Raw genomic sequence first — 14,867 nt, 5'->3', positions numbered from 1 at the left:
CATCATCGCAGGCCCGAGGATTGGGGGAAGCCGGCCATGAGATTCATGTTTTCAACCGCCTGGGAGGCTGCGCCCTTGAGCAGGTTGTCGAGGCAGGAGATGATGACCAGCCGGTTGCCGTCGGGCGCGAGCTGGAAGCCGAGGTCGCAGAAAGCGGTGCGGACGACGTGCTGGATCTGCGGCAGCGCAGGCGAGCGGCGGACACGGACGAGCGGCGCGTTGGCGTAGAACTCGTCATAAAGCGACTGAATACTTATGATGCTGCCGGGCTGGGCGAGCCGAACGTAAATCGTCGATAAAATCCCGCGCGGGATGGGCAGCAGGTGGGGGGTGAACTGGATCTGGCTGGCGTCGAGGTGGAGCTGTTCGAGGAGCTCGCCGGTGTGGCGGTGGCCGAAGACGGCGTAGGCGGAGAGGTTGTCGGCCGCGTACATGAAGTGTGTGGTCGCGGTGGGTGCCTTGCCGGCGCCGGAGACTCCGGATTTGGCGTCGGCGATGATGCCGTGGTTGAGGTCGAGGACGTTGGCGCGGATGAGCGGCGCGAGCGCGAGGAGGATGGAAGTCGCGTAGCAGCCGGGATTGGCGACTAGGCGGGCGGTTTTGATCTGCTCGGCGTGGAGCTCGGGTGAGCCGTAGACGGCTTCGGCCTGGAGCTGTGCGGCGACGGTGGGGTCGGCGTCGTGGAGCTTGTAGACGGCGCGGTTGGATTCGTGCTGCAAGCGCCAGGCGCCGGAGAGGTCGATCACGCGGATGCCTGCCGCGATGAGGGCAGGGACTTCTTCGCGGGATTGCTCGTGTGGCGTGGCTAGGAAGAGGATATCGATCATCTCTTCGACGAGGAGCTTGAGGTCGAAGGGGACGACGGAAAGCTCGTCGGCGTGGGGCAGGCCGGAGAGCTGTGGATGGATGCTGGTGAGGGCGATGGACTCCGAACTGGCGCGTCCTAAGAGCAACGGCGGATGCGACTGCAGGCTTGGGTGGTCGAGCAGCAGGCGCACGAGCTCTGCGCCGGAGTAGCCGGTGACGCCGAGGACGGCGGTGCGAAGCGAGGAGGTCGTGGTCATGCGCAGTGTCCTCCAGCGGTGTCGCTGCTTCCAGATACAGGGGTCTCTCCGCTGCGCGAACGATGAAGCCGTTCGCTCCGGTCGAGATGACAATCGTTATGGGTGAGACGCAACGCGAGATGGAATTTGTTAGACAAGGTAGGTCTCGATGCGGGCTTTGAGCGCGGCGGCGGCGGTGTTGTCGGGGCAGACGATGAGGACGGCGTTGTCGCCGGCGATGGTGCCGACGACCTCGTCCCACGCTTCGGAGTCGAGCGCGGCGGCGACGGGCTGTGCGCCGCCCATGGTGGTGTGCACGATGAGCAGGTTCTGCGCCTGGACGACCTCGAGGCCGAAGCTTTCGAGGACGGAGGCGGTGGCGGGCATGTCGTCTTCGCCGTTGCCGTTGGCGGGCAGGGCGTAGCCGCTGGGGCCCTTGACGAGCTGGAGCTCGCGGATGTCGCGGGAGAGCGTGGCCTGGGTGACGTGGATGCCCTTTGTTTCGAGCTTACGGCGCAGTTCGTCCTGATTGGTGACGGTGGTCTTCACCAGGAGATCTTTGATCGCGTTGTGCCGTTGGCTTTTCATGCAGTATTGTTAGTGAAACCGTACGAGCATTAAGGAAACAAAAATGTGACGCCTCGAAAGAGCGCCACTGGTGGATAAAAGCAGCAGAACAAGCTGCATAAAAATCCACTTCTCATGTATAAATATACAAACGAACGTTGTCAAGGCAGTACCACGAGCTTTCTGGGGCGGCCGCGAAGCTGTCTATCAGGGGCGAATTTCACGGGGACTTTGCGGGCAGGCGTGACGAAAGTCCTGGGAAACGGAATATAGTGAGCTATGTTTGAGAGCTATGCGATGGGCGAGTGGCGGGCACAAGGGGTGCGCGCTGGTGTGCGGCAGGGAGAGCGGGGTTTTGCGACCGACTCGACAGGGCTGCCGGTGGGGTGGTTGCGGGGTGAAGGCCCGTCGCTGATTGATGGCCGGTTTGAGCGCGATTCGTGTGGTGTGGGGTTTGTCGCGTCGGTGAAGGGCAAGTACAGCCATAAAATTTTGAGGGACGCGCTGATTGCGCTGGAGCGGCTGGCGCATCGTGGCGCCGTGGCCGCCGATGGGACGAGCTCGGACGGCATTGGGCTGATGACGAGCGTGCCTCGGACGCTGCTGCTGAAGTCGATGGGGATGACGCTGGCGGACGACCAGCCGCTGGGCGTGGGGATGCTGTTTCTGCCAAAGGGCGAGGCGCGGGCCGAAGAGGTGATGAACCGCGCGATCGCGTCGCAGGGGCTGAAGGTGCTGGGCTGGCGCGAGGTGCCGGTGCGTCCGGGCGTCCTGGGCGAGATTGCTCTGAGCACGATGCCGGTGATCAAACAAATTCTGGTGGTGGATGCCACAGAGTCGAAGGCGGGGAACAAGTATCCGGCGGTGACGATGCCCGATCCGCAGTCGGCCGAGTATGAGGAGTGTATGGAGCGGCGGCTGTACCTAGCGCGCAAACAGTTTGAGCGCGCGGTGGAGCTGGGCGAGGTGACGGGGTATGTCTGCTCGCTGTCGACGACGACGGTGGTGTACAAGGCGATGTGCATGGGGAGCCTGCTGCCGGAGTTCTACCCAGACCTGGCGGACCCGGAGTATGTGACGCGGTTTGCGCTGTTTCATCAGCGGTATGCGACGAACACGCTGCCGGCGTGGCACCGTGCGCAGCCGGGGCGCAAGCTGGGGCACAACGGCGAGATCAATACGGTGTGGGGTAATCGCAGCCGCATGGTGGCGCGCGATTCAACGCTGCCGGTGGAGTGCAAGCCGGTACACACGAAGGACGGCACGGACTCGACGAGCCTGGATGAGACGATCGAGCTGATCAGCCAGAACGGGCGCACGATCTCAGAGAGTGTGCGGATGCTGCTGCCGCCTGCGCGGGCGACGGTGAGCTATGAGAGCCCATTTCTGCAGTACCACTCGGGTTGCACGGAGCCGTGGGACGGCCCGGCGGCGATTGCGTACTCGGATGGCGTGGCTGTAGGTGCTGCGCTGGACCGCAATGGACTGCGGCCTTGTCGTTACGCGATTACGACGGACGGCATTGTGGTGGCAGGCAGTGAAGCGGGACTGGTGGACCTCGATCCGGAGACGATCCTGGAGAGCGGACGTCTGGGGCCGGGGCAGATGATCGCGCTCGATATGGATGAGCATGTGATCTATCACAACGACGAGATGCTGAAGGCCTTCGACGCGAAGGCGACGTACGCGAAGCTGGTGGAGCAGACGCCGCTGGTGCCGGTGGAGGTGACACCGACCGAGGCGGAGCGCGTGGCTGCGCTGCAGAAGGGCTTTGGGTACACGAAGGAAGACGTGAACATGATCCTGAAGCCGATGGCGGCGACAGGCAAGGACGCGGTGTGGTCGATGGGTGACGATACGCCGCTGGCGTTTCTGGCGAAGAGTCCGCGACCGCTGTATGCGTACTTCCGGCAACGGTTTGCGCAGGTGACGAACCCGGCGATCGATCCGCTGCGCGAGGCGATTGTGGTTTCGTTGAATACGCGGTTTGGGCCGTGGGCGCACCTGCTGGACAAGGCGCACCCGCTGCCGGGCATCGCGATGAAGTCGGTGTTCATGTCGCTGGGGCAGGTAGCGGCGTTGCGCGCGAAGAAGTACCCGCATGCGGATGAGCTGCGGCTGGAAGAGCTGCCGGTAACGTTTGCGCCAGAGTTGACGCTGGAGCAGGCGCTGGATGCGTTGTGTGGACGGGCGGTGGAGCTGGTGCGCGAGGGTGCGCGGCTGCTGTTGATGACGGACCGCGATGCGAGTGCAGAGCGTCTGCCGATCCCAATGGCGATGGCTGTGGGCGCGGTGCACCAGTCGCTGGTGGATGCTGGACTGCGCACGCTGACGGGCATTGCGGCAGAGGCGGGTGACTGCCGCGATATTCATCATGCAGCGGTGCTGATTGGGTATGGCGTGGGCGCGGTGTGTCCGTGGCTGGCGCTGGAGACGGCGAAGAGCCTGCAGCCGGAGGGCGTGGATGGCGAGGCGCTGACGCTGAAGGCGCTGGATGCCGGGCTGGCTAAGGTGATGTCGAAGATGGGCATTTCGGTGGTGGACAGCTACCGCGGCGCGCACCAGTTCGACATTCTGGGGCTGCATGCGAGCGTGGTGGAGCGGTGCTTCCCGAATACGCCAGCGCCGATCTCGGGCATTGGATTTGAAGAGCTGGACCGCAGGCTGCGGGCGAGCTGGCTGGGCGAAGAGACTGCTGCCGACCTGCCGGATTATGGCTGGGTTCGCTTCCGCAAGGCGGAGACGGCGGAGCCGCACCTGTGGCAGCCGCCGACGGTGAAGGCTCTGCAGACAGTGGTGGGCAGTGCGCGCGGTGTTGCCGCTGCGAGTGATCCTACTGGTGCGTTTCAGATCTTCAGCCGGAACATGGATGCGCGTGAGGTTGTGTCTCTGCGTGACCTGGTGGAGGTGCGGCCAGCGGGTGCGGAGCTTGCAATCGACGAGGTCGAGAAGCCGGAGAGCCTGTGTACACGGTTTATCGCGAGCGCGATGAGTTTGGGTTCGCTGAGCCCGGAGGCCCACCAGACGATTACGGCGGCGATGAATATGCTTGGCGCGCGGTCGAATACTGGTGAGGGCGGTGAGGACCGGGATGTGTATCGGCCGCAGGCTTCGGGGCCGGGCAGTATGCCTTCCCACCTTAGCGACGATAAAGCTGTCGCGAAGATGGGGCACCCGGAGACAGGTGGCGGCGTTGCGGTCGCGGAGCTGGTTGCGGCTCCGGCTGTGCATCTGAACCTGAACAACAAGATCAAGCAGATTGCCTCGGGACGCTTTGGTGTAACGGCGGAGTACCTGGCGCATGCTGAGGAGATCGAGATCAAGGTGGCGCAGGGTGCGAAGCCCGGCGAGGGTGGGCAGCTGCCGGGGCACAAGGTGTCCGGGCTGATTGCACGGTTGCGTCATGCGCAGCCGGGGGTGAGCCTGATCTCGCCACCGCCGCACCATGACATCTACTCGATTGAAGATCTGGCGCAGCTGATCTATGACCTGAAGCGCGTGAACCCGAAGGCGGCTGTGGGCGTGAAGCTGGTGTCGGGCTGCGGCGTGGGTACGATTGCCGCGGGTGTGGCGAAGGCGTATGCCGATTACATCGTGATTGCGGGCAATACGGGCGGCACGGGTGCGGCGGCGCTGTCGAGCATCAAGTATGCGGGCAATCCGTGGGAGCTTGGGTTGAGCGAGGCGCAGCAGGTGCTTCGGCACAATGGGATGCGCGATCGCGTGCGGCTGCGCACGGATGGCGGCATCGCAACGGCCCGCGATGTGCTGGTGGCTGCGTTGCTGGGTGCGGATGAGTATGCGTTTGGCACGGCGGTGCTGGTGGCGCTGGGCTGCGATATGGCGCGGCAGTGCCATCTGAATACGTGCCCGACAGGCATTGCGACGCAGAAGCCGGAGCTGCGCGCGAAGTTCCGCGGCAAGCCGGAGCATGTGGTGATGTTCTTCCAGCAGCTCGCAGGGGACTTGCAGCGGTTGCTGGCGAAGTTTGGGCTGCCGAGCCTTGAGGCTGCGATTGGGCGCGTCGACCTGCTGGAGCAGGTGCGGTTCGATGGGAACATCGACCTGTCGCCGATGCTGGCGCAGGTGAACGAAGGGCCGGCGCGATGGATGGGTGTTCGCAATGCACGGCCGGGTGTCGATAGCCCGCTGGATGAGCCGTGGACCGCGCCTGCGGTGGCGGCGGCGAAGAAACATGAACCGTTCTATGTGAAGGCGGAGATCACCAATGAGCATCGCGCGGTTGGCGCTCGGCTGAGTGGTGAGCTTGCAGTGCTGCGGGTGAAGGAAGAGGTCGGCGATGCCGATGCGACGTTCGATCTGCATGGCACGGCAGGGCAGAGCTTTGGAGCGTTTGCCGGCACGGGTATGAAGCTGATCCTGACCGGGCAGGCGAATGACTTTGTCGGCAAGGGGCTTTCGGGCGCGGACCTGGTGATTCGCGCAGAGGGACTCGCGGCGGAGAAGAGCTGGGACCATGTGCTGCTGGGCAACGTGGCGCTGTATGGTGCGACAGCCGGAAGGCTGTTTGCTGCTGGGCGCGCGGGCGAGCGGTTCGCGGTGCGGAACAGCGGTGTGACGGCGGTTGTAGAGGGCGTTGGCGACCATGCCTGCGAGTACATGACGGGCGGGCTTGTCACGATTCTTGGCGAAGTCGGAATCAACTTCGGCGCGGGCATGACTGGCGGACTGGCGTGGATGTATGACGTGGAGCAGACGATGCTCGGCGGCAGGCCGGAGAATCCGGGGCCTCGGTATCACACGGAGTTTCTGGAGGCGCAGAACTTTGCGGAGACGACGGCGGAGCTGCAGGCGTCGTTGAAGGCGCTGCTGGAAGAGCATGTGGCGCTGACGCAGAGTGTGCTGGGGCAGGAGCTGCTGGACAACTGGGCAGAGGAGTCGGCGAAGTTTGTGCTGTTTACTCCGAAGCCGCAGGCGTAAGGGCAGACAATAGACAGTCGAGCGTAGACGAAGACGGCAGCCTTTGCGGGCTGCCGTTCTTTCGTTGAAACCTCGCCTGGGAAAAGCGGGGTGCTACAAGGATAACGATGAGGTGAACGGGGCAGATGGGTGTTGTGAGCGAATGTTTTGCCCCGTCTAGGAATTCCCGGTTTGGGTCAGTGAGTGTCGATCTGGAAGGCTTCGATGCGGACGGCGAGGTCGGCTTTGGCCGCGTTGAGGGCGGCGGTGCGGGTGGCGAGGTCCTTCTGCGCGGCGTTGACGGCGTCTTCGGTGGTGTTGAGGTCGTGGACGAAGCGGTCGCGAGAGGACTTGTCGGCGTTGGCGAGGGCGGTGATGTTGGCGCGCTGGCGGTCCTCGTCGGGGCGGAGGCTGATGAGCTGCTGGTTGGTTTGGTCGACGGTGGCCTGGGCGTCGGCGACCTTGTGACGGGCGTCGAGGATGGGCTGGAGAGCGGCCAGGAGCTGAGGGTTGTTGTCGCTCTGGCTCAGCATGAGCTGGGACTGGTTGTCGTTGGAGTTGGTGAGGTAGCCCTTGCGTTCGCCACCGACGTGGAGCTTTTCAGTAGCACCGGAAGCGACGTTGAGAGCTTTATGAAACCCGAGGCTGAAGCCTCGGGGTACCTGATTGTGACAGCGGCAACGATTACCATGGTTAGATGTTTGAGGAGCTTTGATGGCGAGACCGATTGTAGTGACGGGCGCGGCTGGATTTATCGGCAGGAACGTGGTGGCGGAGCTGAACCGGCGCGGTGAAGACGAGATCGTGCTGGTGGACGAGCTGGGTAAGGACGAGAAGTGGAAGAATCTTGTCGGACTGCGGTATGAGGACATTGTGAGCCCTGAGGAGTTTCTGGGCTTGCTGGAAGATGGGAACTTTGCGGATGCGCGCAGCGTGATCCATATGGGTGCGTGCAGCTCGACGACGGAGAAGGATGCGGACTACCTGCTGCGGAACAACTACCAGTACACGCGGGTGCTGGCGAACTGGTGCGAGAGTCATGAGGTGCGGTTTGTGTATGCGTCGAGTGCGGCGACCTATGGCGATGGCAGCGATGGGTACAGCGATGACGATGCGGTGACGCCGGAGCTGCGGCCGCTGAATATGTATGGCTACTCGAAGCAGATGTTCGACGCGTGGGCGCTGAAGCAGGGGCTGCTGAGCTCGATTGTGGGGCTGAAGTTCTTCAATGTGTATGGGCCGCATGAGAACCATAAGGGCGATATGGCGTCGATGGTGCTGAAGAGCTATGAGCAGATTCGGTGCGATGGATTTGTGCGGTTGTTCAAGAGTTACGATCCGCAGTATAAGGACGGCGAACAGCTACGCGACTTTGTTTGGGTGGGCGATGCGGTGGATGTGGTGCTGCATTTTGCGGAGCAGGAGTATGGTGCTCCGGGTGGGCTGTTCAACTGCGGGACAGGGAAGGCGCGGACGTGGAACGACCTGGCGAGCGCAGTGTTTGCAGCGATGGGCAAGGAGCCGAAGATTGAGTTTATCGAGATGCCGGAGGTGTTGCACGGGAAGTATCAGTACCGGACCGAGGCGCAGATGGAGAAGCTGCGGAAGGCTGGTTACAAGCGGGCGTTTACTAGTCTGGAGGATGGTGTGCGGGAGTATGTGGCTTTTCTGGAGCGTCGCAGTGCATAAGCAAAAGACCTTGAACGCAGAGGACGCAAAGTTTACCGCAATGTACGCAATGAAAGACGGTATGCTGGCTTGGCGATGATGATGGCGACTAAAGGGACGAAGGCGATCTATCCGGGGACGTTCGATCCGCCGACGAATGGGCACCTGGATTTGATTGCGCGTGCTTCTCGGATTGTGGATGAGTTGGTTGTGGCGGTGCTGCGGAACACGCAGAAGGGCACGCCGCTGTTCACGGTGCCGGAGCGCGTGGAGATGCTGCGCGAGGCGACGGCGGAGTTTGCGAACGTGAGTGTGACGATGTTCGATGGGCTGCTGGTGGACTTTGCGCGGGAGCAGGGCGCGAAGGCCGTGCTGCGGGGGATTCGGGCGATCTCGGACTATGAGTACGAGTTTCAGATGGCGATGATGAACCGGAAGCTCGATCCGGAGCTGGAGACGCTGTTTATGATGCCTGCGGAGAAGTACACCTATGTGAGCTCGCGGCTGATCAAGGGCGTGTTTGAGCTGGGCGGCGATGTGACGAGCCTGGTGCCGCCGAATGTGGTGGAGCGGCTGAAGCAGCGTGTGCCGGGGAACGGCAAGTGACGGCGGGGATGTCGCTGCAGGATGAGTTCGGGCAGATTGATATTTACGTGTTTGACCAGATTCTGCGCGGGAATATTGAGCGCGGGATGAAGGTGATCGACGCCGGATGCGGGTATGGGCGCAACCTGGTGTACCTGCTGCGGATGGGGTGCGAGGTGAAGGCGCTCGATGCCAATGCTGAGGGCGTGGGGCATGTGCGACAGCTCGCCGCTGAGATTGCTCCGGCGTTGCCGGGAGACAATTTTCGCGTTGGTGCGATTGAGGCGATGCCGTTTGAGGATGACTGGGCGGATGTGGTGATCTGCAACTCTGTGCTGCACTTTGCGCGGGATGAGGAGCACTTTTTGGCGATGGTGGAGGAGTTGTGGCGAGTGCTGCGGCCGGGTGGGATGCTGTTCTGCCGGCTGGGGTCACGCATTGGGATGGAGTTTCCGCATCTGCGGGGGCATATCTATCGGATTGGCGATGGGTCAGAGTGGTTCCTGGCGGATGAAGAGGCGCTGATGACGATGACCGCGCAGATGGATGCGCTGCTGGTGGACCCTCTGAAGACGACGGTTGTGCAGGAGCACCGGTGTATGACGACATGGGTGCTGCGGAAGCGGGTCGAAACCAGCTAGATAGCGGGGCTTTATCTCCACGGGTAAAGCTGAAATACTAGAGATATGAGCACAGCGACAGCCACGAAGATTTTGACCGACCGCATCAACCGCATTGAAGTTTCGGCCACCATGGCCATTACCGCCGAGGCGCTGAAGATGAAGGCCGCCGGGATTGACCTGGCCGACTTTGGCGCGGGTGAGCCGCACTTCTCGACTCCGCAGCACATTAAGGACGCCGCGATTGAGGCGATCCAGAAGAACTTTACGCGGTACACGGCGGTGGCCGGTGTGCCCGAGGTGCGCAAGGCGATCGTTGAGCGCCATGCTGCCGACTTCGGTACCAACTATGCCGTGGATGAGTGCGTGTTTTCGGCCGGCGGCAAGCTGGCGATCTTCAACGCGATGGAAGTGCTGGTGGAGCAGGGCGATGAGGTTATCGTGCCGGTACCTTATTGGGTTTCGTACAAGGACATCATCGAGTTTGCCAATGGCACGCCGGTGTTTGTGGAGACGAGTGAGGCGGAGAACTTCCGCGTAACGCCGAAGATGATCGCCGATGCAATTACGGACAAGACGAAGGCGATCATCCTGAACTTCCCGTCGAACCCATCGGGTGCGGTGATGGCGAAGGAAGACCTGTACGGCATTGTGAAGCTGGCGCATGAGCGCGGCATCTATGTGCTGTTGGACGAGTGCTATGTGTACCTGAGCTTCAACGGCGAGTTGATCTCCGGCGCGAGCGTGTTGGAGGCGAAGGAGCATGTGATTGTGCTGGGGTCGCTGTCGAAGACGTATGCGATGACGGGCTGGCGCGCGGGATTTGCGCTGGGGCCGAAGCAGATCATCGGCGCGATGAGCAAGCTGCAGTCGCAGTCGACGAGCAACACGGCGAGCATGGTGCAGCGGGCGTCGATTGCGGCGCTGACGGCCAGCCAGGATTGCGTGGTGGAGATGCGCAAGGACTATGTGAAGCTGCGCGACCGCGTGCTGGAAGGCTTCAAGTCGATTCCGGGGCTGACGTGCACGGTGCCTGAGGGCGCGTTCTATGTGTATCCGAACATCAGCAAGTTCATCGGCAAGGGCGGTATCAAGTCGGCGAGCGATTTGGCGTCGAAGCTGCTGACCGAGGCGCATGTGGTGACGGTGCCGGGCGAGCCGTTCGGCACGACGGAGCATGTGCGGTTGAGCTATGCGGTGTCGGCTGACGTGATTGACAAGGGCGTTGAGCGGATTCGCGAGTATTTGGCGAAGCTGTAAGGGACAGATGCGAGAGGTGAGATGCGAGGGGTCGCCTTCGTATCTCGCTTCTCGTCTCTTTTTTGCAAGGAGAGATGGTTTGAGCCTGGTGACTGTGGATGCCACGGGGATGCTGTTCGATATGGACGGCGTGCTGGTGAGCTCGATTGCGAGCGCGGAGCGGTGCTGGAAGCTGTGGGGGAAGCACTATGGCGTCCCCCACTGGGAGAAGGTGACGATTCCGCATGGGGTGCGGGCGGCGGAGATTGTGCATATCCTGGCGCCGTGGGTGGATGTGGCTGAAGGGCTGCACCGGATTGAGGAGATGGAGATCGCCGATGTGGGCGACATCATTACGCTCCCCGGGGCGAAGGCGTTACTGGAGAGCCTGCCGCTGGAGCGGTGGGCGATTGTGACCTCGGCGACGGACAGGCTGCTGGAGGCGAGGTTGCGTGCGGCGAAGCTGCCGCAGCCGGAGCGGCTGATCAGCGCGAACATGGTGGAGCGCGGGAAGCCTGATCCGCAGCCTTATGAGATGGGCGCGGAGCGGCTGGGCGTGGAGCCGAAGGATTGTCTGGTTTTTGAAGATGCTCCCAGTGGGGTGGAGGCGGGGGTTGCGGCGGGGGCTCGGGTGGTGGCGGTGCTGGGGACGACTCCTGAGGCGAAGCTGCGTGAGATGGGGGCGAGCTGGGTGGTGACGTCGCTGGAGAGCGTGACGGCGGTCGCGGAGGCTGGTGGGCTGAAGGTGACGATCGACGCGCTGTAGGCCGAGTTTTGTACGGCACCCCTCCCCCCTGGTTATGAGGGTATGATCCGCAGCCATAAGGGGTTAGGGGTGGATGCCTAACTTGCGGCCTGCACTCTTAAATGCGGTCCCGCAGGATGGCTTCGACTCGCTGGAGGTCTTCTTCGGTGTCGACGCCGATGGTGTCGTAGGGGGTTTCGGCGACGTAGAGGCTGAGGCCGTTTTCGAGCAGACGGAGCTGTTCGAGGCGCTCGGTCTGCTCGAGCTCGCTGGGTTTGAGGGCGGCGAAGCGTTCGAGCGCGGCGCGGCGGTAGGCGTAGAGGCCGAGGTGCTTCCAGTAGCGGGCGTTGCCTTCGGCGTCGCGGTCGTACGGAATGGTGGCGCGGGAGAAGTAGAGGGCGCGGCCGTCGGCGGCGGTGACGACTTTGACGGCGTTAGGGTTGGCGATATTTTCGGGGGTGCAGCGGACTTTGAGGGTGGTTACGTCTATAGTCGCTGCCGCGGCGCTACCGGGTTGCGTAAAGGGTGCGAGGATGGCGGCGATGTGCTCGGGGTGGAGGAGGGGCTCGTCGCCCTGGATGTTGACGTAGATGTCGGCGGGGACGGAGCGGGAGACGGCGTAGAGGCGGTCGGTGCCGCTGGGGAGATTGGGTGAGGTGAGGATGCAGGGCCAGCCGCGCTCGGTGCAGAGAGCCAGGACTTCGTCGGAGTCGGCGGCGATGAGGATGTCGTCGAGGGCTGGGCAGGCGCGGGCGGCGCGATAGACCCAGCCGAGCAGCGGCTCGCCGTTGAGCAGGCGCAGGACCTTGCGGGGCAGGCGCGTGGAGGCGAGGCGGGCGGGGATGACACCGAGAACTCGGCCGAGAGCTAGATTGGCTGGTGCGGTCATGCGCGAGGATGCTTTCTGGTGCTGGAATCTTTGGTGGGGATGTCGTCCGAGTTGCGGCTCGAGAGCCAGGCGCGGATGGCGACGATGAGGACTACGAGAAAGATGACCGCGAGGACAGCTCCGGCGACATAGAGATAGTGCAGGATGCTGAGCAGTCGGCATTGCAGCGAGTCGCCCTGGACGGAACAGTCAGGGGTGGTGAGGAGCGTTGCGAGGAGCGCTTGCGATAATCGGGAGAATGGGGCCATTTGTGATTGAGAGCCAATTCGATCTCTAACCACTTTACCTATCGAAAAGGCGACTTTTGGCGAGATTCCACGAATAGGTGCAGTTCGGTAAACAGAAGAGCGTTTATCGTTACCTATCGCCTTCGCCAGGGTCAAGGCCGAGAACCAGAAGAATCGCTGCAGTTAGAAACCCCTTTCGCAGAGGTCCTTGCACGCTTGTTCTTTGCAAAGAGAGACCTGTGGTCAACGCCATAATGATGTCGGCAAGATCCTTTGGCGTAGAGGGCGGAGTCCGATCAAGCTTGGCGAACAGCTTGGTAATCAATCCAGCCATGGTGTCCACGTGAGTGCGGTGCAGCTTGGCATAGGTTTTTGCGAACGTTTTATCGCGGCAGGCCTGCAACTGAAACTCCGCCGAAAGCAAACCGAAGTCGAAATCAGAGACACGATTAATTTCAGAGTTGCGGATCAGTGAGACTAGCTCTGACGCGGGAACGTCCTGCGCCAGAAGCTGCGCCAACGCATCAATCTCGCGCCGCTTATGGGCGTCGAGAAGCTCCAGGAAGATGGCTTCCTTGCTCTCAAAATTGGAGTAGAACGCTCCCTTGGAGTAGCCTGCGCTCTCCGCAATCAGATCGACAGACGCGCCCTCATAACCGCCCCTTGCAAACAGTTGTGCTGCTGAATCCAGAAGCTTTGTTCTGGTTTCAAGCCGGCTCTCCTGGCGGGTCAATCTCTGTTTGATCGCTTTACGCACGATTTCAGAATAACGCACGCAAACTATTTGCAACCGAAATACTAATCGGTATGTCTATACTCAATAGAATGCGATAGCCGGGGTCCCCGTCTTGCATGTTCAGTGCGACGAACCCGGCAACCAACGCGAGGAGTTTTATGGCAAAGACAATTTTGATCACGGGTGCGTCCAGCGGCATTGGACGGGCGACCGCGCTTTACTTCGCCGAAAGAGGCTGGAATGTGGCGGCGACCATGCGCGATCCCCGCAAGGCGGATTCCGTGCTTCAGCACCCGCAAATTAGCCTGTTGGCGCTCGATGTCACCCATGCGGAGTCCGTTGCGCAGGCGATAGCCGATACGTTGACTCGTTACCAGAAGATTGACGTGCTGCTCAACAACGCAGGCTACGGCTTGTTCGGGCCGATCGAAGCATTATCGGATCAGCAAATCCAACAGCAATTCGCGACCAATCTATTCGGCCTGATTGGAGTTACACAACAAGTTCTTCCAGCCATGCGGGAAGCGGGCGAAGGCCTGATCATCAATATCTCTTCGATTGTGGGCCGTTTTGCCCTTCCGTATGCCTCGACGTATGTCGCGACAAAGTTCGCAGTAGAAGGCCTTAGCGAATCGATGCGCTACGAGTTGGAGCCGTTCCGTATCCGCGTAAAGATGGTCGAACCCGGCAGCATTGCTACTGAATTCGGCAAGGGCAGCAAGCAAATAGCGGTGAGCGACCCGTACCGAGCAAGCATGAATAAGTTTCTGGGTGTCTTTGCGAAAGGAAATTTAGCAGGGGCCACGCCGGAAGAGGTGGCGAAGGTCATTTATCGTGCCGCGAATGATTCGAGCAATCGGCTACGTTATCTCGCCAAGCCCGGCCCATTTTTCTGGATGAACCGATTCCTGCCGGATGCGGCATGGCGACGGTTGCTGGTAAAAGCAATGGTGAAATAGACAGAAGCTCGACGATGAAGATGCTGTTATTAGGTGCCACGGGTCTGGTGGGGAAGAACGTATTGGCGCAAGCTCTTGCGCATTCTGCCATCACAGGCGTAGTCGCGCCCACGCGCCGACCATTGCCGCCCCATCCAAAGCTCATCAATCCTGTGTCCGATCACCTGAAGTCGCTGCTGGGCGTAACGCAGGGAGTTGACGGCGTCGTCTGTGCGTTGGGAACGACGATCGGCAAGGCTGGTTCCAAAGAGGCATTTCGCGAAGTGGACTATGTGCTGCCCCTGGCATTCGCGCGATCTGCACGTGAATATGGAGTGGAGACTTTTGTCCTCGTGTCGGCGAGCGTTGCCTCTGCCAGCTCTGGGATGTTCTATCCACGAATCAAAGGCGAGATAGAGCGAGACATCGAGCAAGTGGGATTCAGATCACTCACCATCGTTCGGCCGAGCCTCATCGGGGGAGAACGGGATGAACCGCGATTCAGGGAAGGCATCGCTCTGCGGTTGATGAGCGTCTTTGCGCCGGTTCTCCCAAAGAAGTTTCAGGTCAATCCCGCGCCCGCAATCGCGGCGGTGATCCTGGATGCTGTTATGACAGCAGAGCCGGGGCTCCATTTTCTCTACTCCGAAAGCCTGGTCTGATGAACTGCTGGCGGAGGAGTACTGAGCA

At 61.5% G+C, this 14,867-nt stretch carries 14 protein-coding genes; 8 read left to right on the top strand and 6 right to left on the bottom strand.

Going from position 1 to position 14,867, the window contains the following annotated elements:
- Positions 1 to 2: 2 nt before the first annotated feature.
- A complete protein-coding gene (gene argC, locus GOB94_RS02555) occupies positions 3 to 1,064 on the bottom strand; it encodes an N-acetyl-gamma-glutamyl-phosphate reductase (RefSeq protein WP_182277364.1) in 1,062 nt (353 codons plus the stop codon).
- A gap of 129 nt (positions 1,065 to 1,193) precedes the next feature.
- On the bottom strand, positions 1,194 to 1,631 hold the full coding sequence (locus GOB94_RS02550) for an ArgR family transcriptional regulator (RefSeq protein ID WP_182277363.1): 438 nt from the start codon (positions 1,629 to 1,631) through the stop codon (positions 1,194 to 1,196).
- A 258-nt stretch (positions 1,632 to 1,889) separates the two neighbouring features.
- Here GOB94_RS02550 and GOB94_RS02545 point away from each other — a divergent pair, with 258 nt between their 5' ends.
- Entirely contained in the window at positions 1,890 to 6,551 is a 4,662-nt protein-coding gene (locus tag GOB94_RS02545) for a glutamate synthase-related protein (protein ID WP_255484176.1), read from the top strand.
- A gap of 176 nt (positions 6,552 to 6,727) precedes the next feature.
- Here GOB94_RS02545 and GOB94_RS02540 read toward each other — a convergent pair whose 3' ends face one another.
- On the bottom strand, positions 6,728 to 7,063 hold the full coding sequence (locus GOB94_RS02540) for a hypothetical protein (RefSeq protein ID WP_182277362.1): 336 nt from the start codon (positions 7,061 to 7,063) through the stop codon (positions 6,728 to 6,730).
- 181 nt (positions 7,064 to 7,244) lie between these two features.
- Here GOB94_RS02540 and rfaD point away from each other — a divergent pair, with 181 nt between their 5' ends.
- From rfaD to GOB94_RS02515, 5 genes are all read left to right on the top strand, one after another.
- Positions 7,245 to 8,219, top strand: coding sequence for an ADP-glyceromanno-heptose 6-epimerase (rfaD, locus tag GOB94_RS02535; RefSeq protein ID WP_182277361.1), 975 nt, complete (start codon positions 7,245 to 7,247; stop codon positions 8,217 to 8,219).
- A 78-nt stretch (positions 8,220 to 8,297) separates the two neighbouring features.
- Positions 8,298 to 8,804 carry a pantetheine-phosphate adenylyltransferase gene (gene coaD / locus GOB94_RS02530; RefSeq protein ID WP_346265652.1) on the top strand — a complete coding sequence of 169 codons (507 nt, stop codon included), beginning with the start codon at positions 8,298 to 8,300 and terminating at the stop codon, positions 8,802 to 8,804.
- Positions 8,801 to 9,424 (top strand): class I SAM-dependent methyltransferase, encoded by a 624-nt coding sequence (locus GOB94_RS02525; RefSeq protein WP_255484175.1) that lies wholly within the window; start codon positions 8,801 to 8,803, stop codon positions 9,422 to 9,424. Before coaD ends, GOB94_RS02525 begins: the two co-directional genes overlap by 4 nt.
- Positions 9,425 to 9,469: 45 nt before the next feature.
- The gene (locus tag GOB94_RS02520) at positions 9,470 to 10,663 is read left to right on the top strand and encodes a pyridoxal phosphate-dependent aminotransferase (protein ID WP_182277360.1); all 1,194 of its coding nucleotides are present in this window, start codon (positions 9,470 to 9,472) and stop codon (positions 10,661 to 10,663) included.
- A gap of 88 nt (positions 10,664 to 10,751) precedes the next feature.
- Positions 10,752 to 11,408, top strand: a complete 657-nt coding sequence (locus tag GOB94_RS02515; protein ID WP_255484374.1) for an HAD-IA family hydrolase — start codon at positions 10,752 to 10,754, stop codon at positions 11,406 to 11,408.
- Positions 11,409 to 11,505: 97 nt separating this feature from the next.
- Here GOB94_RS02515 and kdsB read toward each other — a convergent pair whose 3' ends face one another.
- The 3 genes from kdsB to GOB94_RS02500 all read right to left on the bottom strand — a co-directional run bounded on the left by kdsB (position 11,506) and on the right by GOB94_RS02500 (position 13,278).
- Positions 11,506 to 12,276 carry a 3-deoxy-manno-octulosonate cytidylyltransferase gene (gene kdsB, locus GOB94_RS02510; RefSeq protein ID WP_182277359.1) on the bottom strand — a complete coding sequence of 257 codons (771 nt, stop codon included), beginning with the start codon at positions 12,274 to 12,276 and terminating at the stop codon, positions 11,506 to 11,508.
- A complete protein-coding gene (locus GOB94_RS02505; RefSeq protein WP_182277358.1) occupies positions 12,273 to 12,524 on the bottom strand; it encodes a hypothetical protein in 252 nt (83 codons plus the stop codon). Before GOB94_RS02505 ends, kdsB begins: the two co-directional genes overlap by 4 nt.
- A gap of 109 nt (positions 12,525 to 12,633) precedes the next feature.
- Entirely contained in the window at positions 12,634 to 13,278 is a 645-nt protein-coding gene (locus tag GOB94_RS02500; RefSeq protein WP_255484174.1) for a TetR/AcrR family transcriptional regulator, read from the bottom strand.
- A gap of 119 nt (positions 13,279 to 13,397) precedes the next feature.
- Here GOB94_RS02500 and GOB94_RS02495 point away from each other — a divergent pair, with 119 nt between their 5' ends.
- Positions 13,398 to 14,198: an SDR family oxidoreductase gene (locus GOB94_RS02495; protein WP_182277357.1), complete on the top strand. Its 801-nt coding sequence runs from the start codon at positions 13,398 to 13,400 to the stop codon at positions 14,196 to 14,198.
- Complete coding sequence (locus tag GOB94_RS02490; protein WP_255484173.1) at positions 14,162 to 14,839, top strand: NAD(P)H-binding protein; 678 nt, start codon at positions 14,162 to 14,164, stop codon at positions 14,837 to 14,839. The genes GOB94_RS02495 and GOB94_RS02490 overlap by 37 nt, the downstream gene beginning before the upstream one ends.
- The last annotated feature ends 28 nt before the right edge of the window (positions 14,840 to 14,867 follow it).

Source organism: Granulicella sp. 5B5 (assembly GCF_014083945.1).
GTDB lineage: Bacteria > Acidobacteriota > Terriglobia > Terriglobales > Acidobacteriaceae > Granulicella.
The sequence above is the reverse complement of the archived record's forward strand: the minus strand, read 5'-3'. Positions and strand labels throughout refer to the sequence as shown.

Bases quoted from the DNA above. Each gene is read 5' to 3' on its own strand.
- argC (WP_182277364.1), bottom strand. From the start codon at position 1,064: ATGACCACGACCTCCTCGCTTCGCACCGCCGTCCTCGGCGTCACCGGC.
- GOB94_RS02550 (WP_182277363.1), bottom strand. From the start codon at position 1,631: ATGAAAAGCCAACGGCACAACGCGATCAAAGATCTCCTGGTGAAGACC.
- GOB94_RS02545 (WP_255484176.1), top strand. From the start codon at position 1,890: ATGTTTGAGAGCTATGCGATGGGCGAGTGGCGGGCACAAGGGGTGCGC.
- GOB94_RS02540 (WP_182277362.1), bottom strand. From the start codon at position 7,063: ATGCTGAGCCAGAGCGACAACAACCCTCAGCTCCTGGCCGCTCTCCAG.
- rfaD (WP_182277361.1), top strand. From the start codon at position 7,245: ATGGCGAGACCGATTGTAGTGACGGGCGCGGCTGGATTTATCGGCAGG.
- coaD (WP_346265652.1), top strand. From the start codon at position 8,298: ATGATGGCGACTAAAGGGACGAAGGCGATCTATCCGGGGACGTTCGAT.
- GOB94_RS02520 (WP_182277360.1), top strand. From the start codon at position 9,470: ATGAGCACAGCGACAGCCACGAAGATTTTGACCGACCGCATCAACCGC.
- kdsB (WP_182277359.1), bottom strand. From the start codon at position 12,276: ATGACCGCACCAGCCAATCTAGCTCTCGGCCGAGTTCTCGGTGTCATC.
- GOB94_RS02505 (WP_182277358.1), bottom strand. From the start codon at position 12,524: ATGGCCCCATTCTCCCGATTATCGCAAGCGCTCCTCGCAACGCTCCTC.
- GOB94_RS02495 (WP_182277357.1), top strand. From the start codon at position 13,398: ATGGCAAAGACAATTTTGATCACGGGTGCGTCCAGCGGCATTGGACGG.
- GOB94_RS02490 (WP_255484173.1), top strand. From the start codon at position 14,162: ATGGCGACGGTTGCTGGTAAAAGCAATGGTGAAATAGACAGAAGCTCG.